This is a genomic window from Mediterraneibacter agrestimuris (genome assembly GCF_943193195.1).
In the GTDB taxonomy this organism is placed as follows: domain Bacteria; phylum Bacillota; class Clostridia; order Lachnospirales; family Lachnospiraceae; genus Schaedlerella; species Schaedlerella agrestimuris.
The window spans coordinates 101,398-125,828 of the sequence record NZ_CALPDG010000001.1 but is presented as its reverse complement, the minus strand read 5'-3'; the positions used below and the strand labels follow the sequence as shown (position 1 = coordinate 125,828).

The 24,431-nt window shown below is 44.1% G+C and carries 23 protein-coding genes; 19 read left to right on the top strand and 4 right to left on the bottom strand.

Going from position 1 to position 24,431, the window contains the following annotated elements:
- Nucleotides 1–65: 65 nt before the first annotated feature.
- From NFS18_RS00600 to NFS18_RS00560, 9 genes are all read left to right on the top strand, one after another.
- Nucleotides 66–1,469: an MmgE/PrpD family protein gene (locus NFS18_RS00600; RefSeq protein WP_251386632.1), complete on the top strand. Its 1,404-nt coding sequence runs from the start codon at nt 66–68 to the stop codon at nt 1,467–1,469.
- A 35-nt stretch (nt 1,470–1,504) separates the two neighbouring features.
- On the top strand, nt 1,505–2,218 hold the full coding sequence (locus NFS18_RS00595; RefSeq protein WP_251386630.1) for a maleate cis-trans isomerase family protein: 714 nt from the start codon (nt 1,505–1,507) through the stop codon (nt 2,216–2,218).
- Nucleotides 2,219–2,230: 12 nt separating this feature from the next.
- On the top strand, nt 2,231–2,497 hold the full coding sequence (locus tag NFS18_RS00590; RefSeq protein ID WP_251386628.1) for a tautomerase family protein: 267 nt from the start codon (nt 2,231–2,233) through the stop codon (nt 2,495–2,497).
- A 129-nt stretch (nt 2,498–2,626) separates the two neighbouring features.
- Complete coding sequence (locus tag NFS18_RS00585) at nt 2,627–3,616, top strand: ornithine cyclodeaminase family protein (protein WP_251386627.1); 990 nt, start codon at nt 2,627–2,629, stop codon at nt 3,614–3,616.
- A 45-nt stretch (nt 3,617–3,661) separates the two neighbouring features.
- Nucleotides 3,662–4,210 carry a hypothetical protein gene (locus NFS18_RS00580; RefSeq protein ID WP_251386626.1) on the top strand — a complete coding sequence of 183 codons (549 nt, stop codon included), beginning with the start codon at nt 3,662–3,664 and terminating at the stop codon, nt 4,208–4,210.
- Complete coding sequence (locus tag NFS18_RS00575; protein ID WP_251386625.1) at nt 4,155–4,997, top strand: sigma 54-interacting transcriptional regulator; 843 nt, start codon at nt 4,155–4,157, stop codon at nt 4,995–4,997. Before NFS18_RS00580 ends, NFS18_RS00575 begins: the two co-directional genes overlap by 56 nt.
- 2 nt (nt 4,998–4,999) lie before the next feature.
- Entirely contained in the window at nt 5,000–5,710 is a 711-nt protein-coding gene (locus tag NFS18_RS00570) for an aspartate racemase/maleate isomerase family protein (RefSeq protein ID WP_251386624.1), read from the top strand.
- Nucleotides 5,711–5,909: 199 nt separating this feature from the next.
- On the top strand, nt 5,910–6,620 hold the full coding sequence (locus NFS18_RS00565; RefSeq protein ID WP_251386623.1) for a maleate cis-trans isomerase family protein: 711 nt from the start codon (nt 5,910–5,912) through the stop codon (nt 6,618–6,620).
- A 17-nt stretch (nt 6,621–6,637) separates the two neighbouring features.
- Nucleotides 6,638–8,050 (top strand): MmgE/PrpD family protein, encoded by a 1,413-nt coding sequence (locus NFS18_RS00560; protein ID WP_251386621.1) that lies wholly within the window; start codon nt 6,638–6,640, stop codon nt 8,048–8,050.
- A gap of 187 nt (nt 8,051–8,237) precedes the next feature.
- On the opposite strand, the gene NFS18_RS00555 is transcribed toward NFS18_RS00560, so the two are convergent.
- Together NFS18_RS00555 and NFS18_RS00550 are read right to left on the bottom strand one after the other, a co-directional pair.
- Nucleotides 8,238–9,101, bottom strand: a complete 864-nt coding sequence (locus NFS18_RS00555) for a methionyl aminopeptidase (protein WP_251386619.1) — start codon at nt 9,099–9,101, stop codon at nt 8,238–8,240.
- 56 nt (nt 9,102–9,157) lie between these two features.
- A complete protein-coding gene (locus NFS18_RS00550) occupies nt 9,158–10,456 on the bottom strand; it encodes a DUF1015 domain-containing protein (protein ID WP_251386616.1) in 1,299 nt (432 codons plus the stop codon).
- Between the two features lie 336 nt (nt 10,457–10,792).
- On the opposite strand from NFS18_RS00550, the gene NFS18_RS00545 reads away from it, so the two are divergent.
- From NFS18_RS00545 to uxaC, 4 genes are all read left to right on the top strand, one after another.
- Nucleotides 10,793–11,845, top strand: a complete 1,053-nt coding sequence (locus tag NFS18_RS00545) for a TRAP transporter substrate-binding protein (protein WP_251386614.1) — start codon at nt 10,793–10,795, stop codon at nt 11,843–11,845.
- Nucleotides 11,846–11,848: 3 nt separating this feature from the next.
- Nucleotides 11,849–12,355 carry a TRAP transporter small permease gene (locus NFS18_RS00540; RefSeq protein ID WP_251386612.1) on the top strand — a complete coding sequence of 169 codons (507 nt, stop codon included), beginning with the start codon at nt 11,849–11,851 and terminating at the stop codon, nt 12,353–12,355.
- A 24-nt stretch (nt 12,356–12,379) separates the two neighbouring features.
- Nucleotides 12,380–13,687, top strand: coding sequence for a TRAP transporter large permease (locus NFS18_RS00535; protein WP_251386611.1), 1,308 nt, complete (start codon nt 12,380–12,382; stop codon nt 13,685–13,687).
- Nucleotides 13,688–13,757: 70 nt separating this feature from the next.
- Complete coding sequence (gene uxaC / locus NFS18_RS00530; protein WP_251386609.1) at nt 13,758–15,164, top strand: glucuronate isomerase; 1,407 nt, start codon at nt 13,758–13,760, stop codon at nt 15,162–15,164.
- A 97-nt stretch (nt 15,165–15,261) separates the two neighbouring features.
- Here the strand turns inward: uxaC and NFS18_RS00525 are convergent, their stop codons facing one another.
- On the bottom strand, nt 15,262–16,746 hold the full coding sequence (locus NFS18_RS00525; protein ID WP_251386607.1) for a tagaturonate reductase: 1,485 nt from the start codon (nt 16,744–16,746) through the stop codon (nt 15,262–15,264).
- Nucleotides 16,747–16,804: 58 nt separating this feature from the next.
- A complete protein-coding gene (locus NFS18_RS00520; protein WP_251386605.1) occupies nt 16,805–18,286 on the bottom strand; it encodes a UxaA family hydrolase in 1,482 nt (493 codons plus the stop codon).
- A 241-nt stretch (nt 18,287–18,527) separates the two neighbouring features.
- On the opposite strand from NFS18_RS00520, the gene NFS18_RS00515 reads away from it, so the two are divergent.
- The 6 genes from NFS18_RS00515 to recR all read left to right on the top strand — a co-directional run bounded on the left by NFS18_RS00515 (nt 18,528) and on the right by recR (nt 24,419).
- Nucleotides 18,528–19,532, top strand: a complete 1,005-nt coding sequence (locus NFS18_RS00515; RefSeq protein ID WP_251386603.1) for a LacI family DNA-binding transcriptional regulator — start codon at nt 18,528–18,530, stop codon at nt 19,530–19,532.
- Nucleotides 19,533–19,544: 12 nt separating this feature from the next.
- A complete protein-coding gene (locus tag NFS18_RS00510; protein WP_251386601.1) occupies nt 19,545–20,534 on the top strand; it encodes a CPBP family intramembrane glutamic endopeptidase in 990 nt (329 codons plus the stop codon).
- Nucleotides 20,535–20,716: 182 nt separating this feature from the next.
- Nucleotides 20,717–21,835, top strand: coding sequence for a 6-phosphofructokinase (locus tag NFS18_RS00505; protein WP_251386599.1), 1,119 nt, complete (start codon nt 20,717–20,719; stop codon nt 21,833–21,835).
- 24 nt (nt 21,836–21,859) lie between these two features.
- Entirely contained in the window at nt 21,860–23,476 is a 1,617-nt protein-coding gene (gene dnaX / locus NFS18_RS00500) for a DNA polymerase III subunit gamma/tau (RefSeq protein ID WP_251386597.1), read from the top strand.
- 2 nt (nt 23,477–23,478) lie between these two features.
- Nucleotides 23,479–23,823, top strand: coding sequence for a YbaB/EbfC family nucleoid-associated protein (locus NFS18_RS00495; protein WP_251386595.1), 345 nt, complete (start codon nt 23,479–23,481; stop codon nt 23,821–23,823).
- Nucleotides 23,823–24,419 (top strand): recombination mediator RecR, encoded by a 597-nt coding sequence (recR, locus tag NFS18_RS00490; protein WP_251386593.1) that lies wholly within the window; start codon nt 23,823–23,825, stop codon nt 24,417–24,419. The genes NFS18_RS00495 and recR overlap by 1 nt, the downstream gene beginning before the upstream one ends.
- Nucleotides 24,420–24,431: the final 12 nt, after the last annotated feature.

The following is a 24,431-nucleotide window of genomic DNA, read 5'->3' as shown; positions in this document are numbered from 1 at the left end:
CGGTCAGATATGGAAAATTATGAACATAGTTCATAAAAAGATAATTTAAGAGGAGGTATATTGTTATGAGTTATTTTAAGAACAATGGAACGAATTACACAGAGGTTTTAGCCGAGTATGCGGCAAACCTGACCTACGACAAGATTCCTGCCGAAGTAATTGAGCGGGCAAAGCTGATGACACTGCATACCCTTGGTGTAACGCTGGCAGCTAAGAATGATGAACTGGCGCAGAATGCAGTAAAAGTCGGAAGTGAGTTGAACAACGGAATTGGCGGAAGCGCAACTGTATGGACAACAGGAGAAAAACTTTCACCGGCGAATGCGGTGTTTGTAAATGGAACAATTTCAGATATTCTGGACTGGGAAGATTGCTCATGGACGGGGCATCCTTCTGCAAGCGCTGTTCCAGTAGCGGTTGCGGTAGCAGAGGATCAGCATTCAACAGGTAAGGAATATCTGGCGGCGCTTATTGCTTGTTTTGAAGTATGTATGAGGGTTTCTATGGCAGTACAGCCAGGTCCCGACTTTGACCACAGCCAGGGATGGGCGATCGCCAACTGGAATATTTGGGCTGCTACAACTGCCGCTGCCAAGCTGATGGGATTGGATGCAACACAGATTGATAAAGCATTTGGTTTATCCTGTCATTTCGCAGAAATGCCGTCTAATATGCAGCAGGCAACTATGTCCAATGCATATCACTATCAATGGGGACAGGTATCGCAGAGCGGACTCGAGGCTGCACTGTGCGCAAAATATGGTATTGCTAATATGCAGGGATGTTTTGACATTCCGTATGGTTACTGCGAGCAGCTGACCGATGTGGTAGACCGCAGCTGGCTGAACAAGGATATGGATCAGTTTATGATTATGGAAATCCTGATCAAGCACTGGCCTGCAAACATGTGGGTGCAGAATCCGGTAGAGCTTGTTGCAAATATGACAAAGAAATATGGTATTAAGCCGGAGGATATCGAGGAAATTGTAATCAATCCGCCGATCCAGTACCGTATGCATTGCCCGGAAAACGGATATTCTTCTCTGATGGAAGCACAGTTCAGCACACCATTTGTTATTGCAAGTTACCTGTTAGACCCGACTCCGAATCCGAACTGGTTTACACCGGATAAATTCAAAGATCCGCGTATCATGGAGCTGGCAAAACGTGTGAAAGGCGGCAAGGATCCAGAGGACACTCTGACTCATTCTTTCAATGTATTCCAGAGCGGAAGTCATCCTGAGAAGACAGTTACTATCACAACAAAAGACGGCAAGGTGTATGAGGAGAGTATGCGTTACCATAAGGGACATCCGAAGAATATGTTGTCTCGCGAGGAATTTATAGAGCTGTTCCGCATGAACGCAGGACGGTATTACAGTGATGAAACCATTGAAAAGCTGATTGATTTTGTACTGAACATTGAGAATGTTGAAAATATGGCAGCATTTGGAGAATTGCTGAAATAATTTATAATATTTTCAGACAGAAAGGAGAATAAACGATGTATTATGGTTGGCGCGGAAAAGTAGGACTTGTATTTCCTCATACAGGGTCGGCACCGGAACACGAATATCATAAGTATTTGCCGGAAGGTGTAACAATCAATACGACTCGTATTCTGTTTGAACGGGTTGATCCGGATGGATTATATGAAATGAGTCAGCGTGTGACGGAGGGAGCTGCTCTGTTGGGAAAAGCCGGACAGGATATTATTGTGTTCCCATGTACGACGGGAAGTTTGATCAGAGGGTATGGCTATGATCTGGAATTATGCGAACAGATCAAAGCAGCTTCTGGTGTCAAAAAGGCAATGACAACGTCCACGGCTCTTGTTCGGGCATTGAAGGCAGTCGGAGCAAAGAAACTGGTTGTTACCACTCCCTACTCAGAAGAAGTGGACCAAGTAGAAAAAAAGTTCCTGGAGGACAATGGATTTAAAGTGTTAGCAATTAAAGGGCTTGGTTATAAGGATCCGCTGTTGATGCCGAAGGTTACTCCGGATATGATGTATAATCTTACTAAAGAGATAGATGTGCCGGAAGCAGATACTATTTTTGTTAGCTGTACGGGACTGGGGATTATAGATGCGGTGCCTATGATGGAACAGGATTTCGGAAAAACGGTGATTACAAGCAATCAGGCAACCTGGTGGGCAACACTTCGAGAGCTTGGCATCAAGGATGATATGGGACTTGGAAGATTGTTTAAGCTGTAGGAGAGAACGATTATGCCGCACATTACAGTAAAATTGTTTGAAGGCCGGGATGAGGATACTAAGCGGAGACTTGCAAAAGCATTGCAGGCAGAACTGGGACGGGTATTAGATTGCGGAACAGAGCATGTAACTGTTGCCGTAGAGGATCAGACACTTGAGGACTGGGGCTATGTATATGATCATGATATTCAGAATAATCCCAATCTTCTTCTGCCGCCTTCCTATGACTGGGATGCAGAGTATCTGAGAATGACAGGAAAAAAACGAAAAAAGACCTGACAGCAAGTACAGGCTGATAATATTTTATGATAGCAAACCCTCGCTGTTTGGAGTGATGATCCGGATGGCGGGGGTTTGGTGGTTAAGGATCAAGAATAAAAGGAAATACCAGAAAAGGAGAATAGATAAATGGAAAAGAAAGAATTATTATATTTAAGTTCAGCCGATGTAGAGTCAGTGCTCAGCAGAAGAGATGTCATAGATACAGTTGAGAAGATTTTCCGCCAGGCGGGAGAAGAGAGCGTTGTGCTTGGGCAGAATAGCTTCTTGTCAACAGGAGACGGCAAACCAAACCGCTTTATCGCAATGCCCGTCAGCATACCGCAGGAGAAGGTATTAGGTTTGAAATGGATCAATATCTACAACCAGCCGGCAGAAGGATACCCGTTTAGTCACGGAAATTTAGTACTGGTTAATGACACAGAAACCGGCTCGCCTTTGGCGGTAGTCAGTGCGACGAATATTACTACTATGCGCACAGCAGGCGGTCATGGTGTAATTGGTGCACGTTGTCTGGTGAAAAAGGATCCGAAGATACTGTCGGTGATAGGCTGCGGGGGTCAGGGGTGTAACGGTGTAGGTGGTTTCCTGGAAGAGTTTAAGAGTTTGGAGGAAATTCGTTTATACGATGCTTATCCGGCAGCCTGTGAAGTGATCGCTCAGATGTACAGCGAAAGTGGAGTGGAATTTAAAGTATGTTCCACTGTAAAAGAAGCAGTGGAGGGCTGCGATATTCTTATGACCTGCAGCAGCAGTTGTGAAATTTTAGTAGAGAAGGATTGGGTTAAGCCGGGAATGACGGTGATTGCTATTAATGGCTTTCAGGATATAGATCCGGAAGTTGTCAGACTGGCTGATAAGTGGGTAATAGGGATGTGGCAGGAGGACTTACTGCACTATACTACAAGTTCTGACTTGACCCATGGCATCAAGTTGGACGAAAGCATGGTATATTCGGATATTCCGGAGCTTTTAAGTGGAAAAAAGGCAGGACGTGAGAATGATGAAGAAATTCTGATCTACTCTCACATGGGTATGGGAGCATTCGACGTTGCATGTGCCAATATCGCTTATACAAGAGCTAAGGAAAAAGGAATCGGCACGATTCTGGAGATTTAATATTACGATTAAGGGAGAAGTTCATTTGCAAAGGGGAATCGTATTATGAAACGGATTAATAAGGTACTGCAGGCAGTGGAATCGGCTACAAAAGAATTTGATTTGTCTCGATTTGAAGAATCAATACAAAGGGTGACGATAGCTTCATTTTCCTCTATGACAGGGATTTCTCTCAATAATCTGAGCACGGAGCTTAAGACGTTGTTTAAGCAAGGGCTTCTGGTGCGGGTCTCTGGTCGGCCGGTGCTTTACCTTTCGCTCCCTTTACTGGAGGAAAAGCTGGGACGGACACTTATGGTTAATGAGTTTTCGGGAAAGGAAGAATTAAAGAAATATCTGATTCCTGAAATTGAAAATAAAAAAATATCACTTCAAGAGGTGGGAAAAGAGAAGGAGAAAGAAGCATCCTGGACAGAAATAGGACGGGCGGATACAGATTCTCTGTTTGATTCCCTGGTAGGAGCGGAAGGCAGTCTGGTTTCTTCTATTAGAAACAGCCAAGGCGGCAATTATCTACCCGCCCAACGGGCTTCATGTATTGATTACAGGGCCTACCGGAGTAGGGAAAAGTCAATTTGCATACTGCATGCATGACTATGCCAGAAAATGCGGCATTTTAAAAAAGGATGCACCAATGGTAACGTTTAACTGTGCCAACTATGCGGATAATCCTCAACTTTTAATGTCTCAGCTCTTTGGTTATGTAAAAGGCGCTTATACAGGAGCTGATAAGGATATGCCGGGGCTTGTGGAGCTGGCGGACGAGGGAATCCTCTTCTTAGATGAAATTCACAGACTTTCGCCGGAAGGACAGGAAAAATTATTTTTCCTGATTGACAAAGGGGAATTCAAGCGAATGGGAGAGACAGGGAAGGAGCGCAGAGTGAATCTGCGGCTCATCGGTGCAACCACAGAGACATTGGAGGACTGCATGCTCAATACATTCCTCCGGCGTGTGTCGGTTCACATTTTGCTGCCATCGTTAGCAGAGAGGTCTGTGAAGGAGCGGCTGATCCTGGTATTTTATTTTTTATGGAAAGAAGCCCAGAAGATAAAGCAGAGGATACATTTGAGCAGGGATATTATTGATATACTTGTTCATTATAAGTGTGTTGCTAATATAGGACAATTGGAGTCTGATATCCGGCTTACCTGCGCTAAGGTTTATTTTAATTATATTTCAGAAAAAGAGGATATGATTCGTATCAAGTTTCATCATATCAGCAGTGGTATTCAGCAGGGTATTTTTGTGAAATACGAAGGAAAAAGCCGTGTGCTGGATGAGATTATGGTGAATCCCGATGAGAATCATTTTATAGTGGACGGACACCAGTCTTTCGATGAGACTCTGGAACGATATATAAAGCAGGAGGCGAAATAATTATGAAGGACAAGATTAAGCCGGTAATCGGACTGATTACACATTCCAGCTTTGTTACAGAAAAAGAATTTCACGAATGTCTGCCAAATGATGTGCATATTGTGACAACAAGGCTGGCGATAAAGAATGTCACCTATGACGGAGTTCAGGAAATGATTTCCCGTCTTCCGGAAGCGGTGGAGACAATTATGGTAAGTAATCCCAGTGTAATAACCATTACCAGTATGTCGGGAAGCTGTATCAAGGGGGAACGAATGACAAACCCATTAGAGCAGCAGAGTGGAGTTCCAGTGCTGTCTCCGGCAGTGGAGGCGATAAAACTGTTAAAAAAGCTGGGATGCCGGGAGATTATCATGGTCTGCCTGTTGGGAACTGAGTTTGGGCTTCTTGAACGATATTTTTTCGGGAAAAACGACATTAATATTATAAAGATTGTCAATATTGTTGACAATTTTGAGGGAAGAACAAATCAGGTGGATATGATAGACACCGAGGCTGTTTTGGAAAAAATAAGCCAGATTGATTTTTCGGGTGCACAGGCAGTGATTTTAGACAGTCCGGCTGTACAGTTTTTTAAACTGACAGAAAAGTTAGAGCAGATGACGGACGTTCCCATTCTGCCGTCCAATCAGATTTTGATGTATGCCGCATTGAAACGTATCGGCATATCTACAGAAGAACTGTATATTCACAAGTTTTTTGCTGAGAAGTGATATAGAATCTTGATGTTGTTGAGAATAATCTTGATAAATTGATTTGATAACGGCGGTTTATCCTTAAAATTAAGGAAAATCGCCTGTTTTTTTAGAGAAATATAAGTTGGCACAAGAATTGCTAATAAGAGTATAAATAAAAAATAAAACCTGAAAAATGTATTAGAAGTAATAAGGTTTAAGAAAGGAGGAGTAATACATGTATTATGGTTGGCGCGGCAAAATCGGGTTGATTTCTCCGGCTACATCCCCCTCGATTGAAAATGATTTCAATCGGTTTGCGCCAGAGGGGGTAGCAACATTAACAACAAGGATTTTACTGGAAAGTGTGGATGAAAAAGGTCTGGGAGCTATGGAAGAGCGGGTTACTGAGGCGGCTAAGGTGCTGGCGACTGCGAAGCCGGATCTGATTGTTTTTGGCTGTACATCCGGAAGCCTTATAAAAGGGCATGGGTATGATCAAAAGTTGATTCACCAGATGGAAGAAGTGTCGGGGGTTCCATGCATCACAACTACGACTGCTGTGACTGCCGCACTTGAGGCGATGAATGCAAAAAAAGTTGCAATTTCAACGCCGTATTGTGATGCAGTCAATGAAATTGAGAAGAAATTCTTAGAGGACAGCGGCTATGAGGTGACAGAAATTCAGGGACTTGGAATCACAGACTCATGCAGGATTCCAACGGTAAATGTGGATGATATTTACCGTATTACCAGAAGCCTTGAACGGTCAAAGGCAGATACCGTATTTGTAAGCTGTACAGGATTGTGCTTTTTGAAGGATGTTCCTTTGATTGAGCGGGATATGAAAAAACAGACGATCACAAGTGTTCAGGCAACGCTGTGGTACGCACTTAGAAGAATGGGCATTCAGGACGATTTGGGACTGGGACAGCTCTTTGAAAAATAAAAAGGAGGAATTTTCACATGGGATTTAGAGTAAACAAAGTTGACACAAACTACACACAGGTATTATCTGAGTATTTGGAGAAGATTACATATGATCAGATACCAGACGAGGTACTTGAGCGTGCGAAGATGATCGCACTGCAGACTATTGCGGTTTCATTGGCGGCAAAAGAATCCCCGATTGCTGAGAATGTTTTAAAACTTGCAAAAGCATTAAATGGCGGAGAGGGCGGAAAGGCAACTTCCTGGATCAGCGGAACAAAACTCAGCCCATCTAATGCGGTTCTTGTAAACGGTACAATTGCAGATGTTTTAGACTGGGAGGACTGCTCTTGGACAGGGCATCCGTCTGCAAGTATTATTCCTACCGCTTGGGCAATTGCACAGGCTGAAGGAAAGAGCGGAAAAGACTTCCTAACAGCAATTGTAGCCGGATTTGAAGTATACCAGAGAATTGCTATGGCTGTTCAACCACCTGCAGACTGGGATGTGTTTAAGGGCTGGGGGCTTACCAGCTGGCAGATTTATGGAGCAACAGTTCCTGCATGTAAGCTCTTAGGACTGAATAGCGAGCAGATTAATCAGGCACTCGGCATTTCAGCAGCATGTACACCGATTACGTGTGTATTGGCGCACAGCACGATGTCCAGTCTCTATCACTATGAACATGGTATCCGCTCTAAAGATGGTGTGGCAGCAGCAGAGCTTGCACAGATTGGTATTGATAAGGCAATGGACTGCTTTGATGATCAATATTCCTTCGGCTTCCATCTTACAGAAGAACAGCGTCCGGAATGGTACACCAAAGATTTGGGTAAGAAATACCTGACAATGGAAACTCTGATGAAGCACTGGCCTGCAAATATGTGGCTGCAGACGCCATTGGAAATTACTTACAACTTGATTACAAAGTATAACATAACTGCAGAGGATGTAGAAGAAGTCATTCTTGATCCGCCGACAAATGGAAGAATGGCTTTGTCTGAAAATGGTTATGATTCCATGATGCTGGCACAGTTTAGTGTTCCATTTGCGCTGGCAGCAATGATTTGTGATCCGGATCCAAGCGCAAACTGGTATTCAGAGGATAATCTGGTAAATCCAAGAGTATTGGAACTGGCTAAAAAGGTTCACGGAAGTGATTCTAAACCTCATGAGCTCATGAAATCCTTCGATATGTTCAGACATGGAACTTTCCCGATGAAGACTGTGATCATCCGTACAAAGGACGGTAAGGTATATCAGGAGTCTTTGGATTGCCCGCTGGGACATCCGGCAAACATGATGGACAGAGAGCAGTTTGTTGAACGATTTAAAATTCAGGTATCCCACGTGATGAGTCCGGAAAAGGCTCAGGAGTGGATTGATATTTTATGTAATATTGAAAAATACGATAATATTGCAGAAATAGCAGACAAACTATTTGTATAAGTCGTAAAGAATTTGAGGGTGTTTTAGAATTCTAGTACAGAAGGGGGTGGTCACGTTTTGACGTGGCCACCCCCTTCTGCGTGGTGCGCCTGACGGCGCATATTTTTAAAGTGCTAAAATTTAAAATCTATCCTGTGGTGCGGGTGCGAAAGGAGACGGTTAGTTACTGTCTCCTGTTTTGGCTTATTTATTTCGTCAATACTTCAATACCGTCTTCTTTAACAAGTACCATATACTCAATCTGGGCGGAAAGTCCGTCATCAATAGTGTAAACAGTCCAGTCATTATCTTCGTCTACGAAGAAGTCCGGGCTGCCTTCGTTGATCATCGGCTCTATGGTGAACATCATACCCGGTACAAGGAGCATCTCACTTCCTTTTGGCGTGACATAGCTGACAAACGGTTCTTCATGGAAATCAAGACCGATACCATGTCCTCCGATGTCTTCTACAACAGAATAGCCATTTGCCTGTGCATGGGAGTTGATGGCGTCTGCAATATCACCCAAGTGTCCCCATGGTTTTGCCGCAGCAAGTCCGCGTTGCACACATTCTTCGGTTACTTTGATAATGCGCTGTGCACGTTCGGAAATTTTACCCATCGTGAACATGCGGGAGGCGTCGGAGTAAAACCCGTCCAGAATGGTAGATACGTCAACGTTAACGATATCCCCTTCCTGTAAAATGATATTTTCATCTGGAATTCCGTGGCAGACTTCATTGTTAAGAGAAGTACATACACTTTTCGGGAAACCTTGATAGTTCAGGGGAGCCGGAATTCCGCCATGCTTTGTTGTGTAGTCATATACGATACGGTCAATTTCTGCCGTACTCATGCCGATACAGATTTTTTCTGCGACTGCATCAAGAACAGCGGTGTTGAGCGCCGCGCTTTTTTTGATCATTTCAATCTGATAAGGTGTTTTTAGGATTTTCCTGGGGGGAACTATTTCACCGTTGGCTTTATGCAGCTGGATTTTCTCTTCAATCTGCATATGACATTTTTTATATTTTTTTCCGCTTCCACACCAGCAAAGGGCATTACGTTCCATGTTGTTACATCTCCTTTTATCAATTATATCAATTTAAACACGGGAATCCTTTTCTGTCAATGTCTGTCGTTATATTCATCAGCAAATGTGTGAATAAACAGTCCGCTCCGCAGTTTTGGTTCAAACCATGTGGACTTTGGCGGCATAAGTCTGCCGGCATCTGCAACGGCAAGTAATTCGTCCATGGAAGTCGGATACATGGCAAATGCGATCCGTCCCGGTTTCGCGTCTGCAAGGTGTACCAATTCTTTTAACCCCCGGATTCCACCGACAAAACGGATACGGGAATCTGTTTTGGGATCTTTGATACCGAGCAGAGGGCAGAGAATCGTGTTTTGCAGAATGGATACATCCAAGCTGTCTACAGGGTCTTTTTTATATAGATGTGGTTTTGCTGTCAATTTATACCATGTTCCTTCGCAGTACATGGAGAATTCACCTTTGGCAGAAGGGCGGCAGAGACTGTATGTGCTGGCAGAAGAGTCATTAAAGCCTGTGGTCTCTTGTATCATATTTACATGGAAATCTTTCAGCAGCGACTCTGATAATTCATCTGCTGTATACCCGTTCATATCTTCTATAACCCGGTTATAGTCAAAGATTTTTAATTCATCTGCAGGGAAAAGTACCGACAGGAAATAGTTAAATTCTTCACTTCCATCATAGTCTGGATGAGATTCTCGGCGTTTTAAACCAACTTTTACCGCAGAGGCTGCGCGGTGATGTCCGTCTGCGATATATACATGACCGATGTTTTCAAAAAGCTGAGTGATTTCCCGGCAAGTTTTGGAATCTGATATTTTCCAGACCTGATGGCGGATGCCATCTTCGCTTATAAAGTCATAAATTGGTGTACCAGATTTTAATTGCTCAGTTAAGGTGTGTAATGCCGGATTTTGGCGATAGGCAAGAAATATTGGTCCTGTCTGGGCGTCTAAGGTGTCTATGTGGCGGATCCGGTCCGTTTCTTTTTCCGCACGGGTGTTTTCATGCCTGCGGATCGTACCGTCCAGATAATCGTCAATGGCTGCGCAGCCGACAATTCCTGTCTGTGTGCGTCCGTTCATCGTCAAGGCATAGAGATAAAAGCAGTTTGATTCATCACGGACAAAAGATCCATCTTTTTGCATATTCAGAAATGTATCGCGTGCGCGTGCATAGACTTCCTCGGAATACATATCGAATTCGCCGGGAAACTGGGTCTCTGCCCGGTCGATCTTTAAAAATGAGAACGAATTGTTCTGAACCACTTCTTTTGCTTCTGCGCGGTTGTATACGTCATAAGGAAGCGCGGCGATTGCGGCGGCAAGTTCGTCTTCCGGCCGGATCCCGCGGAAAGGGCGGATTACAGTCATGGGGCAACACTCCTTTTTATTTATCATGTCTTGAGTGTACCATAAAGGGAGCAGATTTGCCAGTATCTATATGCTTTCATCACTTCATATGTAAGTATTTACATAAACAAATAAAGAAAGAAATGATAATGGAAAAAAGGTACTTAAAACTGGAAAATTGCACAAAAAATAAGCTGGTTTGGTGAGAAAAAGGGGGCGTAAATTGTATAAGATTCCGAAGTTTTTTTCGGCTGTTGACTTTCTGATAATGCCTGTCTATAATACGGTTTGTAAGTGCTTACATTACCAGGAGAAATGGTAATGCTGATATTAAAAAAGAGGAAAGGAAGGAGTAACATGAAGAAAGTGAAACAACTGTTATCAGTCGCTTTTTGCATCTGCATGGTGTTTGGGATGGCAGGATGCTCTTCATCAGGCGGCGGTATAACCGGGGGGAGGCGGATTGTTCGTATTTCCCATGCCCAGTCGGAAACACATCCCGAGCATTTGGGGCTGCTTGCGTTTAAAGCGTATGTAGAAGAGAATCTTGGCGATAAATATGAAGTGCAGATTTTTCCGAATGAGGTTCTCGGTGCGGCACAGAGAGCGATTGAGCTGACACAGACAGGTGCGATTGATTTTGTAGTGGCGGGCACTGCCAATCTTGAGACATTTGCGGACATATATGAAATATTTAGTATGCCGTATTTGTTTGATTCGGAAGACGCTTATCACGCGGCTATGGAAGATACAGATTATATGGAAAAGATTTATGAATCCACGGATGCGGCGGGGTTCCGTGTTATGACGTGGTACAATGCGGGAACGAGAAGTTTCTATGCAAAAGATCCGATCTATACACCGGAGGATTTGAAGGGCAAAAAGATTCGTGTACAGCAGTCTCCGGCAAGTGTAGCGATGATGCAGGCATTTGGCGCGGCGGCATCGCCGATGAGCTTTGGCGAAGTATATACGGCGATCCAGCAGGGGGTCATTGAAGGCGCGGAGAATAATGAATTGGCATTGACTAATAATAAGCACGGAGAAGTTGCTAAATATTATTCTTATAACAAACACCAGATGGTCCCGGATATGTTGATTGCAAACCTGAAATTTCTGGAGAGTCTGTCTGATGAGGAGCTTGGAATATTTAAAGAGGCGGCAAGAATTTCCACGGAGAAGGAGATGGCTGAGTGGGATGATCAAGCGGCAGAAGCAAAACGAATCGCCCAGGAAGATATGGGCGTAGAGTTTATCGATGTAGATTTAGAAGCATTTAAAGAGAAGGTACTGCCTTTACATGCAGAAATGTTAAAAGAGAATCCGAGGATTCAGGATTTTTATGAGCATATTCAGGAAATTAATGCGGAATATCCCGCGGTACAGACAAATGTAAAGGGGGAAGAGTAAACAATGAAGGTATTAAAGGGACTTCGTAAAGGAATTGATATGGTACTCAGCACCGCATGTTTTGTTATTTTTGCATTCATGGTATGTCTCGGTACATATCAGATTATTGTTCGGTATTTCTTCGGTACACCAAGTACTGTGTCCGAAGAACTCTTGACATATAGCTTTACATGGATGGCATTGCTTGCATCTGCTTACGTGTTTGGAAAAAGAGATCATATGCGTATGGGATTTATAGCGGACAAGCTGACCGGAAAGGCACGTATGATATTGGAAACAGTTATTGAACTTCTTATTATCGCATTTGCGGTCGTTGTGTTGATTTTCGGCGGTGTAAGTATTATGGACCTGACTATGACACAGGTAACGGCGTCGCTTGGAATCCAGATGGGAATTGTATATACTGTTGTTCCGCTGTCAGGAATTTTGATTGTTGTGTATGGTGTGTTAAATGTAATTGATCTGGTTCGGGGGGAAGAGGATCAGACGCACAGAGAAGCAAAGGAATAGGCATGGCCGGAGAGGAGAAAACATATGGATATCGCAGTATTATCTGGATTGATTATATTAGTATTACTGGTAATCATGCTTGTTGCCGGAGTTCCGATCGCAGTTGCGCTCGGTGTATCCTCAATTTGCGCGATTCTGCCGGTATTAAATTTTGAGGCAACAGTTGTCACCGGAGCGCAACGTATCTTTTCCGGTATTTCGATTTTTTCATTGCTGGCAATTCCGTTCTTTATTCTTGCGGGAAATATTATGAACAAGGGTGGTATCGCAGTTCGTCTGATTAATCTGGCGAAGCTGGTAACAGGGCGTACACCAGGGGCTCTTGCCCAGACAAATGTAGTGGCAAATATGCTGTTCGGAGCTATTTCCGGTTCTGGTACGGCAGCAGCTTCTGCAATGGGGTCTATCATAGGACCAATTGAGAAAGAAGAGGGGTATGATCCCAACTTCTCCGCTGCTGCAAACATTGCGACAGCTCCGACGGGACTTTTGGTTCCGCCGAGTAATGTAATGATCACATTTTCACTGGTTAGCGGAGGAACATCTGTAGCAGCGCTTTTCATGGCAGGATATATCCCGGGAATTCTTTGGGGGCTGGCATGTATGGCAGTTATTTATTTTATGGCAAAGAAGAGAGACTATCGAAGTACGGCAAGATTTACTTTTAAAGAAGCGATTCAGGTACTGCTTCAGGCAATACCGTGTCTGTTTTTGATCATCATAGTGATCGGCGGAATTATCTTTGGCGTATTTACGGCGACAGAGGGATCTGTTGTAGCAGTTGTATACAGTTTGATTCTGTCACTATTCTTCTATAAATCAATTAAATTAAAGGAACTTCCGCAGATATTCAAAGAGAGTGCGGAAATGACGGGGATCATCATTTTCCTGATCGGTGTATCCAGTATCATGTCATGGATAATGGCATTTACCGGAATCCCCACAGCAATTTCAAACGGATTGCTCGGACTGACAGATAACAAGATTATTATTTTGCTGATTATAAATGTTCTTCTTTTGTTTGTGGGGACATTTATGGATATGACACCGGCATGTCTGATCTTTACACCGATTTTTCTTCCGGTATGCACCGCACTGGGAATGAATACAATACATTTCGGTATTATGATGATTTTTAATCTTTGTATCGGAACGATCACACCTCCGGTGGGAACAACATTATTTGTTGGTGTACGGGTAGGAAATGTCAAGATTGAGACTGTATTTAAACAATTGCTTGTATATTTTGCGGCAATTTTCATCGTACTGCTGCTGGTAACTTATATTCCGGCATTGTCTTTGTGGCTGCCGAGTCTGATGAGATATGTATAAAATATATAAAAGGTCCGGGAAACGGACCTTTTAAACACTCTGAATGGTAAAAGAAAAGGAGATGGAAGTAATGAAAAAATTTATGGATAAAGATTTCTTGCTTAGCACGGAAACTGCACAGAAACTATTTCATGAGCATGCAGAACAGACACCGATTCTGGACTATCACTGCCATATCAATCCGGAAGAGATTGCGAAGGACAGAAAATTTGAAAATATTACACAGGTATGGCTGGGAGGCGATCATTACAAATGGCGGCAGATGCGCTCCAATGGTGTAGATGAAAAATATATTACAGGGGACGCGTCTGACCGTGAGAAATTTCAGAAATGGGCAGAGACATTGGAAAAGGCGATTGGCAACCCGCTCTATCACTGGAGTCATTTGGAACTACAGAGATATTTTGGATATGAGGGTTATTTGAACGGAGATACAGCGGAAGAAGTATGGAATCTGTGCAATGCACAATTGCAGATGCCAGAGATGAGTGTGCGTAATATTATTAAACGTTCCGGCGTTACGTTGCTGTGTACAACAGACGATCCGGCAGATTCTCTGGAATGGCACAAGGTATTGGCGGAGGATGAAAGTTTCGGTGTACAGGTGCTTCCGGCATGGAGACCTGACAAGGCAATGAATATTGAGAAACCGGATTATGTAGATTATCTGAAAAAACTCGGTGCAGCAGCGGAAATGGAAATCCGCACATTTGAAGAATTAAAGGAAGCGCTGAGAAAGAGAATGGTATTTTTTGACAGTATGGGGTGCCGCGCATCCGACCATGCACTAGAATATGTGATGTATGCACCGGCTTCTCATGAAAATGTGGAAGCAGTGTTCGTAAAACGTCTGAGCGGGGCAGCAATTACAAGGGAGGAGGAATTACAATTTAAGACAGCCTTTATGATGTTTGCAGGAAAAGAATATGCACGCCTTGGCTGGGCAATGCAGCTTCATTATGGATGTAAGCGTGACAATAATGTATTTCGTTACGGGCAGTTAGGACCAGATACCGGGTATGATTGTATTGACAACTATGCACCGTCAGGACAGATGGCAGACTTTTTGAATGCTTTGAATGAAACAGATGAGCTTCCGAAGACAATTATTTACAGTTTGAATCCGAACGACAATGCGGCAATCGGAACCATTATCGGATGTTTCCAGGATTCTTCTGCAGTCGGTAAGATTCAGCAAGGAAGCGCATGGTGGTTTAATGATCACAAGGCGGGTATGACAGAGCAGATGGTATCTCTTGCGAACCTGGGGCTGCTCGGCAACTTTATCGGAATGTTGACGGATTCCAGAAGCTTTCTGTCTTATACAAGACATGAATATTTCCGCAGAATTCTCTGCGAGCTGATAGGCGGCTGGGTAGAGAATGGAGAATATCCGGAAGATATGAAAGCACTTGGCAGGATGGTGGAAGATATTTCGTACAATAATGCAGTGAGATATTTTGGGTTTAAATTGTAGTATGATTTTAAGAGTATAAAAAATACAGCGGACAGATTCTAGTGTGGTTCTGTCTGCTGTATTTTTATTTGCATTTGGTTATCTCTGTGATTGTAAATTACAAGAGCCCCTTCATTACTTCATAGGCGCCTTTTTCCTCCATTGTTTTCAGATACCCTGTTACTGCTTCCTCGAATCCCGGAAGAAGGCTTAAGTCTTCGCCCCAGAACTCTTTGTTGGCGCAGATAGCATGTACCAGTGCAGCAGTGCCATCATTCTTATGGGCATCAAAAAATTCCAGTACAAAACGGTCGTCTCTAATTATATAAGTATCAGCGCCGCGGATTGCCTTCATGCCTTCCTCGGTCAGATCCTGTCCTCTGTAGAAAGCGATATAAAATGCAAATGAAGCTGTAATACATGCCGGAAGAGAGCCTGTTTTCTTCAGATAACCTTTTAGTGACGGCATGACACGTGCTTTCCACTTGGAGGTGGAATTTAAAGAAATTGCAAGCAAAGCATGATCGATAAATGGGTTTTTAAAACGTTCGGTTACGGACGCGGCAAAGTTCTCCAGTTCTTCCTGCGGAAGTGCCAGCGTTGGAATGATTTCATTATAAATGGTTTTGTTCATAAATCCGCAGATGATTTCATTATCCATACAGTCACGGACGATATTTTCTCCTGCCAGATAAGCACCCAATACGAAAGAGGTGTGTGCACCGTTCAGAATACGAACTTTACGTTGTTTGTATGGCTTGTGATCGTCGGTGATCAGTACCGGAAGTCCGGCTTTCTCAAAGGGCAATTCTTCTTTTAAGGATTCTGGCCCTTCAATGACCCAGAAACCGAAGATTTCTCCGGTATCGATCAGATTGTCGATGTATCCGTTTTCTTCGCTGATAGAAGCTGCTTCGCTGCGTGGGTAACCTGTTACGATACGGTCTACTAATGTGGAACAAAAGATATTTTCTTCCTGAATCCATGTGATAAAGTCCTCGCCCAAGTTCCACTGTTCTGCATATTGAAGGACGCATTTCTTAAGTTCTGCCCCATTGTTGTCGATCAGCTCGCATGAGAGAATGACGAATCCTTTTCCTTTCTCTGCACCAAAGGTCTGGAAACGGCGGTACATAAATTGGGTCAGTTTCCCGGGATAACTGTCTGCTGGGATATCTGTAAATAGACATTCAGGATTATAGGTAATTCCCGCCTCTGTTGTATTGCAGGTGATGTAACGCAAATCTGGATTCTCCGCACATTTCAACAGAGCTTCAAAATCCTGATATGGATTCAGGCATCTGCTTACACAGGAAATGATTCTTTTGCTGTTGACTTTCTGCCCGCCCTGAAAGCCGCGCAGATATAAGGTGTAGAGACCTTCCTGCTCGTTGATCATATCGGCAAGTCCCGAAGCAATCGGCTGGCAGAGGACTACTTTGGAATTGAATCCGGTCTTTTCATTTAACATATCAATAAAGTAATCAACAAATGCACGGAGAAAATTACCTTCTCCGAATTGGAGCACACGCTCCGGGGCATTTTTGAGAAGATATCCGTCATAGTGCATTTCTTCTAGTGTCTGGTAGCATAATTTTTTCATGATTTACTGAGTCCTTTCTGCAAATAATCAATATTGATATCATATATCAAGCGTTTGTTTATAGCGTTACCCCTTGTTTGAAGATTGCCATATCATGGAAGCCTGCGGCTTCGGATCTGACCTTTTCACCGGAAGCGATGCGAAGTACGTAGTCAAACAGTTCATCGGAGAGTGTATCCAATGTCTTGCCCTCTACCATTGTTCCGCAGTTGAAGTCAATCCAGTTAGACTTCTTTTCTGCAAGATCCGTGTTGGTTGAAATCTTCAGTGTCGGTACAGGACTGGCAAAAGGTGTTCCCCGGCCGGTTGTAAAGAGGACAATGTGCGCGCCGGAAGCAGCCAGTGCTGTGGAAGCGACCAAATCATTTCCCGGAGCGCTCAGCAGGTTCAGTCCTCTGGTATGAACCTGCTCGCCATAAACGAGCACGCCTTTTACCGCTGCGCTTCCAGACTTTTGTGTACAGCCCAGGGACTTATCCTCCAGTGTTGAAATACCGCCTTTTTTGTTGCCTGGGGACGGGTTTTCATAGATGGTCTGGTTATAGCTTTTGAAGTACTTTTTAAAATCATTGATCAATGAAACGGTCTGATTGAACAGCTCTTCGTTTTCACAGCGATTCATTAATTGTGTTTCTGCACCGAACATTTCTGGAACCTCTGTCAAAATCGTTGTTCCGCCGCAAGCGATCAGCCTGTCGGAGAATCCGCCTACGACGGGGTTGGCTGTAATACCGGAGAGACCGTCACTTCCGCCGCATTTCATACCGATGATCAGTTCACTGCAGCTAATTGGCTCCCGATGAAATTGTCCTGCATAAGCCGCCAGATCTTCGATGATATTCAGGGCTTCGGCAATCTCATCTTCACATTCCTGTGCAACGAGGAAACGGACGCGCTGCGGATCATAATCACCAATATATTTTTTTAATTCTTCAATGTTACTGTTTTCACAGCCAAGCCCAAGAACGAGGACGGCACCTGCGTTCGGGTGATTAATCAGATCTGCCAGAATCTGACGGGTGTGTTCCTGGTCACTGCCCATCTGAGAACAGCCATAAGGATGCGGAAATGCTGCAATTTCTTCAATATTTTCTGAGACATATTTCTGTGCCTGACGCTCGATAGCTGTGGCAACGTTGTTGATACAGCCTACGGTTGGGATAATCCAGATACCGTTGCGGATGCCGGTTTTGCCATTGGCTCTTTTGTATCCCTGAAAATATTTTGTTTCGGTGGGGGCAAGTTCGGGAAGCTGGGGTTCATAAGTATAAGTAAGCAAATCACCGAGTCCGGTTTTCAGATTGTGGGTGTGTATCCATGCTCCCGGCTTTGCAGGCTCCGTCAGAATACCAATAGGACACCCATACTTGATGATCTGCTCGCCCTTGTTAAGAGAACGGAGTGCAAATTTATGTCCCTGTGGAATATCCTCAAATAGTGTAATTGTTTCTCCTAAGAGGTGTTCTTCTTTTCCTGCCGGTAAAGAACGAAGAGCAACTGCCACGTTGTCATTTGGATGGATTTTAATAAATTCCTTCATGCTGATTCCTTTCTTTATTTGTCTTTTACAAAATTATGTAAGCGCTTACATAAACAATAATCTATTTTTCAGAAACCGTCAAGAATAAAAAGAAAAAACAGATATTTTCGTAAAAGTAAACAAAAAGGAAAGAGGAAAATTGGTGAAAAAGACGAGTAAAAGGATTGGAAAAAGTAAGAACTTACATTATAATAAAAAATAATAAATATGAGACAAAAAAGAAGGAGTTGACAAAAGTACAATGAATATTTATGATATTGCAGAAATCGCAGGAGTTTCCATTGCAACGGTATCACGGGTTGTAAATGGGAGTCCGAATGTGAGTGAAAAGACAAGGCAGAAAGTGATGGCGGTGATTGAAAAATCTAATTATACACCCAATATATTTGCGAGGGGGTTGGGATTGGATTCTATGAAGACCATAGGAATCCTCTGTCCGGATATTTCGGATGCATATATGTCAGAGGCGGTGTCGATTCTGGAAAAGGGACTGCATAACCATGGATATGACTGTATTCTGGGTTGCAGTGGTGATGAGAGGGAGATGAAGGTGTATCATACAGAGTTGCTTTTGTCAAAACGGATTGACGCACTGATTATGGTCGGATCTGCATATGCGGAAAAAGGAGAGGGGTGCCTGGAGGCAGAGTATGTACGGCAGGCGGCAGAGAAAGTTCCTGTATTTTTGATTAATGGTTATGTAGAGGGAGAAAATATTTACTGTTTTTACGGAGATGACAGACAAGGGGCCTATGATGTGACGGCGGCTTTAATTCGCAGGGGGAAGAGGCGGATATTGTTTCTTTCAGATTCACATACGTTCAGTGCAAGACAGAAGATGGAAGGGTATGAAGCGGCGCTTTCAGAAGCGGGATATCCGATTCTTGGTGATTTGAAATTTTATGCGAGGAAGCAGGTTCAGTACGTGAAGGAAATGCTTCTGATGCACAAAACACTGGAGTTTGACAGTGTATTTGCCTGTAATGACACGCTGGCGGTAGGTGTGCTCAAATATGCAAAGGCAAAAGGGATAAAAATCCCTGAAGATTTGAGTGTAACCGGTTATAATAATTCTAAAATGGCAGTTTGCTGTGAGCCTGAGCTGACTTCAGTGGACAATAAGGTAGAGATTCTTTGTAATAAGGCGGTGGATGGTTTGATTCGTGTGTTGGAGGGAGAGAAGGATGTCCGTCAGGACAATAAGATTGTCTGCGAAATTGTGAAGCGGTGTACAACAGATTTTTAAAAGGAGACAGATATGGGGACTTATGAAAAAGTTATGACAAAGAAATATTTTTCCAGGATTGGTTATATCTATGTTCTGGGGGCAGCAGCTATATTTGCAGTACAATACCTGGCAGTATGGATTGTGCAGATGTTTTTTCCTAAAATTATGACAGGATATGATGCAGTGCTGATAATATCGTCATTGTCCATGTATCTGCTTGCCATGCCGTTTCTGGTGGTTTTAGTCAGGCGGATTCCAGGAACGACGCTTCAAAGGCATAAGATGAGTATCGGGAAATGGTTCATCGCGTTTTTAATGAGTTATGCGGCGATGTATCTTTCAAATCTTATCGGATTAATGATCACACAGGGTATTGGACTGGTAAAAGGTGACATAGTCAACAACCCGCTGGGGGAGATCGTTACGGAGATTTCACCGCTGACGGCATTTGTGTTGATGGTGCTCTGTGCTCCTATTGTAGAGGAATATACCTTTCGGAAGCTGCTTGTTGACAGGACGGCAAAGTACGGTGAGCGGACCGCTATTGTACTGTCAGGTTTGATGTTCGGATTGTTCCATGGGAATCTGAATCAGTTTGTTTATGCATTTACACTGGGAACTTTTTTTGGATTTATTTATGTGAAGACAGGAAAGTTGATTTATACAATTACATTGCATGCTGCAATCAATTTCATGGGGTCGGTTCCGGGGATTCTGATGTTGAGATCGAGAGTATTTACTGAATTTGCAAATATGTCCGGCGATATAGATGAAATGATGAATCTGTTTGTGAATTATGCGCAGGAAATTCTGATTTATATTCTATATTTGATATTCATTATTGTGCTGGTGACAGTCGGAGTGATATGCTGGGCGCTGAGCTTTAAGAAAATGAAATGTGCGCCGGGAGAGGTTACGATTCTGAAAGGACAGTGGTTTAGAACAGTAATTCTCAATGGGGGAATGGTTTTGTACAGTCTGTTTTGGATCTGGCAGATCATAAAGCAGCTGCTGGAGTAAGAGTTTGGCATAGGACTTTGCAGTTTTATTTCTTGTAAAAATATGTTAAGATACATGGTGGAAGCAGAGCGTAACAGTACAGCCGATAGGCTGAACTGTTACAGCAGAGCAGCCGGAGGAAATCTATCGGTAGATTTTCCGGCTGTAAAGGGTTGAACTGAACGGAACAGGAGGACAAGGAAATGTTACGAATCGGTATGTTGACAAGCGGCGGAGACTGCCAGGCGCTCAATGCGGCAATGCGCGGCGTAGTGAAGGGTGTATGTTCTAAGAGGAATGATGTGGAGATTTTTGGATTTGAAGATGGTTATAAGGGTCTGATATATGGGAACTTTAAAATGCTTACATCGAAGGACTTCTCTGGAATTCTGACCCGGGGTGGTACCATTCTGGGAACTTCCAGGCAGCCATTTAAGCTGATGCGTGTACCGGATCAGAATGGACTGGATAAAGTATCGGCTATGACACATACATATCACAAACTTAGTCTGAACTGTCTTGTGATTTTAGGCGGCAACGGAACGCATAAGACAGCCAACCTGCTTCGGGAGGAAGGGCTGAATGTGATCACACTTCCAAAGACAATTGATAATGATCTGTGGGGAACAGATATGACTTTTGGTTTTCAGAGCGCAGTGGATATTGCAACGGATACCATTGACCGGATTCATACAACGGCAACTTCCCACAGCCGTGTATTTATTATAGAGGTAATGGGGCACAAGGTGGGGCATGTGACACTGCATGCGGGAATTGCGGGCGGTGCGGATATTATCCTGCTTCCGGAAATTCCATACGATATTAACGTGATTGCGGACGAGATTCAGAAACGGAGTGCGGCGGGCAAGTCATTTACGATTTTAGCAGTAGCAGAAGGCGCAATTTCAAAGGAAGATGCAAAGCTGAAGAAAAAAGAGTATAAAGAGAAGCTGGCAAAGAGAAAATATCCATCAATTGCTTATGAGCTGGCAGAACAGATTCAGGCAAAGACTGACAAAGAAGTACGCATTACTGTTCCGGGACATACACAGAGGGGCGGTTCGCCATGTCCTTATGACAGGGTATTTTCTTCCAGAGTGGGAGCAAAGGCGGCTGAACTGATCTTGAAAGAGCAATACGGCTGCATGGTTGCAATGATCAACAATGAGACAACAGCAGTACCGCTGGGAGACGTGGCAGGTAAGTTGAAATATGTAGATCCGAACTGCAGTCTGATCAAAGAAGCGAAGCTTTTGGGGATCAGTTTTGGAGAACCAGCGGGAAAGACCGGAAAGAAGGAGAAAGCTGACAAAGCAAAATAAAACGAGAAGTAAGAGGAACAGTTCATGTCATATACGGCATTATATAGAAAGTTCCGCCCGACGGCATTTGAAGATGTAAAAGGGCAGGACCATATTATTACAACTTTGCAGAACCAGATTAAGGCAAATCGTATTGGTCATGCCTATCTGTTCTGCGGAACAAGGGGAACAGGTAAAACAACCGTGGCGAAAATATTTGCCAAGGCGGTCAACTGTGAACACCCGGCAGACGGAAGCCCTTGCGGAGTCTGCGCTATGTGCAGATCTATTGCGGCAGGCACGTCTATGAATGTAATTGAGATTGATGCGGCGTCCAACAACGGTGTAGATAATATTCGTGAGATTCGTGAGGAAGTGACTTACCGTCCGACAGAAGGCAATTATAAAGTGTACATCATCGATGAGGTGCATATGTTATCTATAGGCGCGTTTAACGCATTGCTCAAAACACTGGAGGAGCCGCCGGAGTATGTAATCTTTATTCTGGCAACAACGGAGGTGCACAAGATTCCGATCACGATATTGTCCCGGTGTCAGCATTATGATTTTAAACGGATTACAATTGATACGATTGCGGACAGGATGAAGGAGCTGATGGAGGCAGAGCGGGTTAATGTGGAAGACAAAGCTATCCGCTACATTGCCAAGGCTGCAGACGGTTCTATGCGAGACGCGCTGAGTCTGCTGGATCAGTGTATTGCATTTTATCTGGGTCAGACATTGACGTATGATAATGTACTGGAAGTGCTTGGTGCTGTGGACACGGATGTGTTTAGCAGACTACTGAGAAATATTATCGTCCGTGATGTACCGAAGGTGCTGGATACGGTTGAAGATCTGGTCATGCAGGGAAGGGAGCTGACGCAGTTGGCAGTAGATTTTACATGGTATCTGCGGAACTTGCTTTTGGTTAAAACGTCTGATAGTATAGAAGATGTTCTCGATGTATCCAGTGAGAATCTGGCGCAGCTCAGGGAAGAAGCGCAGATGATAGAGACAGATATGCTGCTGCGTTATATCCGCATTTTTTCCGAACTGTCAGGGCAGTTAAAATATGCCGTTCAGAAGAGGGTTCTTTTGGAAGTAGCGCTGATCAAGCTATGCACTCCGGCAATGGAAGTGACACAGGATACGCTCTTAGACCGAATCCGCGCAATAGAAGAAAAAGTGGAAAATGGTCTGGCAGCGGCGCCACAGACCGGGTGTGGTCCCGATATGGGGAATGCTATGCAGACCGGATATCAGGGGTGGGCGCCAGCAGGGATGACGGGCAGTGCGCTGAAGAAAAAACCTGAAATTCCGGCGGCAATTCCAGAAGATGTACAAGAAGTAGTGAAGAATTTCCGCTCTATTGCGGATGAGACTTCCGGACCGGTGCGGACTTACTTGAAGAAAGCACGTTTGAGTCTGGGCGGTGATAATCGTTTGATGGTGGTTCTGCCGGACGCAATGGGTGCATCTATTGTAGGAAGAGAGGATCACAAGGAAGAGCTGGAGAACTTGATCGAGCAGCGGATCGGCAAAAAGGTTGAAGTGGAGATACGGCAGGTAGAAGACGGACGGCGCTTCGAGGATACATTTGCAGATTTGGAACGGCACATGGAGAGTGTCATTAATATGGAAATCACAGTGGAGGGTTAATTATGGCAAAGCGTGGAGGATTCCCGGGAGGCGGTATGCCGGGAAATATGGCAAATCTGATGAAGCAGGCACAGAAGATGCAGCGTCAGATGGAAGAACAGGCAAAGGAAATGGAAACAAAGGAATTTACCGCAGCAGCGGGCGGAGGTGCTGTAGAAGTGACGGTATCTGGCAAGCGTGAAGTGCTGAAGGTAAAGCTGGATGAAGAAGTGGTAGATCCGGATGATATTGAAATGTTGGAAGACCTGATCGTGGCAGCAACTAATGAGGCGCTCCGTAAGGTAGAGGAAGAGTCCGGCGCAGCAATGTCTAAGCTGACAGGCGGCATGGGAGGATTCGGCTTTTAATGGAATACTATAGTAATCAGATCAGCCGGCTGATCGAGGAATTCTCAAGACTGCCGGGGATTGGAACAAAGTCCGCCCAGCGTCTGGCATTTCATGTGATCAATATGCCGAAAGAGCAGGTAGAGCATCTGGCACAGACAATGGTGGACGCACGCAATAATGTGTGCTACTGTGCACAGTGCTGTACGCTGACAGATCAGGAGTTATGCCCGATCTGCAAGAATCCAGAGCGGGATCAGAAGACGATTATGGTGGTGGAGACACCAAGAGATCTGGCGGCGTATGAGAAGACGGGTAAGTATAACGGCGTATATCATGTACTGCACGGTGCCATTTCCCCGATGGTGGGAATCGGTCCCGGGGATATCCGCTTGAAAGAACTGATGGAACGTCTGCAGGGAGATGTGGACGAGGTGATCATCGCAACCAATTCCAGTTTGGAAGGAGAGACAACGGCGATGTATGTCAGCAAGTTGATCAAGCCCGCAGGAATCAAAGTAAGCCGGATCGCCAGCGGGGTACCGGTAGGCGGAGATTTGGAATACATTGACGAGGTAACGTTGTTACGTGCGCTGGAGGGACGTACAGAGTTATAAAAGAGGAAATAA

Excerpts from the sequence above, each read along its gene's own strand:
- NFS18_RS00600 (WP_251386632.1), top strand. The coding sequence starts at position 66 with ATGAGTTATTTTAAGAACAATGGAACGAATTACACAGAGGTTTTAGCC.
- NFS18_RS00545 (WP_251386614.1), top strand. The coding sequence starts at position 10,793 with ATGAAGAAAGTGAAACAACTGTTATCAGTCGCTTTTTGCATCTGCATG.
- uxaC (WP_251386609.1), top strand. The coding sequence starts at position 13,758 with ATGAAAAAATTTATGGATAAAGATTTCTTGCTTAGCACGGAAACTGCA.
- NFS18_RS00580 (WP_251386626.1), top strand. The coding sequence starts at position 3,662 with ATGAAACGGATTAATAAGGTACTGCAGGCAGTGGAATCGGCTACAAAA.
- NFS18_RS00540 (WP_251386612.1), top strand. The coding sequence starts at position 11,849 with ATGAAGGTATTAAAGGGACTTCGTAAAGGAATTGATATGGTACTCAGC.
- NFS18_RS00595 (WP_251386630.1), top strand. The coding sequence starts at position 1,505 with ATGTATTATGGTTGGCGCGGAAAAGTAGGACTTGTATTTCCTCATACA.
- NFS18_RS00520 (WP_251386605.1), bottom strand. The coding sequence starts at position 18,286 with ATGAAGGAATTTATTAAAATCCATCCAAATGACAACGTGGCAGTTGCT.
- NFS18_RS00525 (WP_251386607.1), bottom strand. The coding sequence starts at position 16,746 with ATGAAAAAATTATGCTACCAGACACTAGAAGAAATGCACTATGACGGA.
- NFS18_RS00570 (WP_251386624.1), top strand. The coding sequence starts at position 5,000 with ATGAAGGACAAGATTAAGCCGGTAATCGGACTGATTACACATTCCAGC.
- NFS18_RS00505 (WP_251386599.1), top strand. The coding sequence starts at position 20,717 with ATGTTACGAATCGGTATGTTGACAAGCGGCGGAGACTGCCAGGCGCTC.
- NFS18_RS00560 (WP_251386621.1), top strand. The coding sequence starts at position 6,638 with ATGGGATTTAGAGTAAACAAAGTTGACACAAACTACACACAGGTATTA.
- NFS18_RS00535 (WP_251386611.1), top strand. The coding sequence starts at position 12,380 with ATGGATATCGCAGTATTATCTGGATTGATTATATTAGTATTACTGGTA.
- NFS18_RS00585 (WP_251386627.1), top strand. The coding sequence starts at position 2,627 with ATGGAAAAGAAAGAATTATTATATTTAAGTTCAGCCGATGTAGAGTCA.
- NFS18_RS00590 (WP_251386628.1), top strand. The coding sequence starts at position 2,231 with ATGCCGCACATTACAGTAAAATTGTTTGAAGGCCGGGATGAGGATACT.
- NFS18_RS00565 (WP_251386623.1), top strand. The coding sequence starts at position 5,910 with ATGTATTATGGTTGGCGCGGCAAAATCGGGTTGATTTCTCCGGCTACA.
- NFS18_RS00515 (WP_251386603.1), top strand. The coding sequence starts at position 18,528 with ATGAATATTTATGATATTGCAGAAATCGCAGGAGTTTCCATTGCAACG.
- NFS18_RS00555 (WP_251386619.1), bottom strand. The coding sequence starts at position 9,101 with ATGGAACGTAATGCCCTTTGCTGGTGTGGAAGCGGAAAAAAATATAAA.
- recR (WP_251386593.1), top strand. The coding sequence starts at position 23,823 with ATGGAATACTATAGTAATCAGATCAGCCGGCTGATCGAGGAATTCTCA.
- dnaX (WP_251386597.1), top strand. The coding sequence starts at position 21,860 with ATGTCATATACGGCATTATATAGAAAGTTCCGCCCGACGGCATTTGAA.
- NFS18_RS00495 (WP_251386595.1), top strand. The coding sequence starts at position 23,479 with ATGGCAAAGCGTGGAGGATTCCCGGGAGGCGGTATGCCGGGAAATATG.
- NFS18_RS00510 (WP_251386601.1), top strand. The coding sequence starts at position 19,545 with ATGGGGACTTATGAAAAAGTTATGACAAAGAAATATTTTTCCAGGATT.
- NFS18_RS00550 (WP_251386616.1), bottom strand. The coding sequence starts at position 10,456 with ATGACTGTAATCCGCCCTTTCCGCGGGATCCGGCCGGAAGACGAACTT.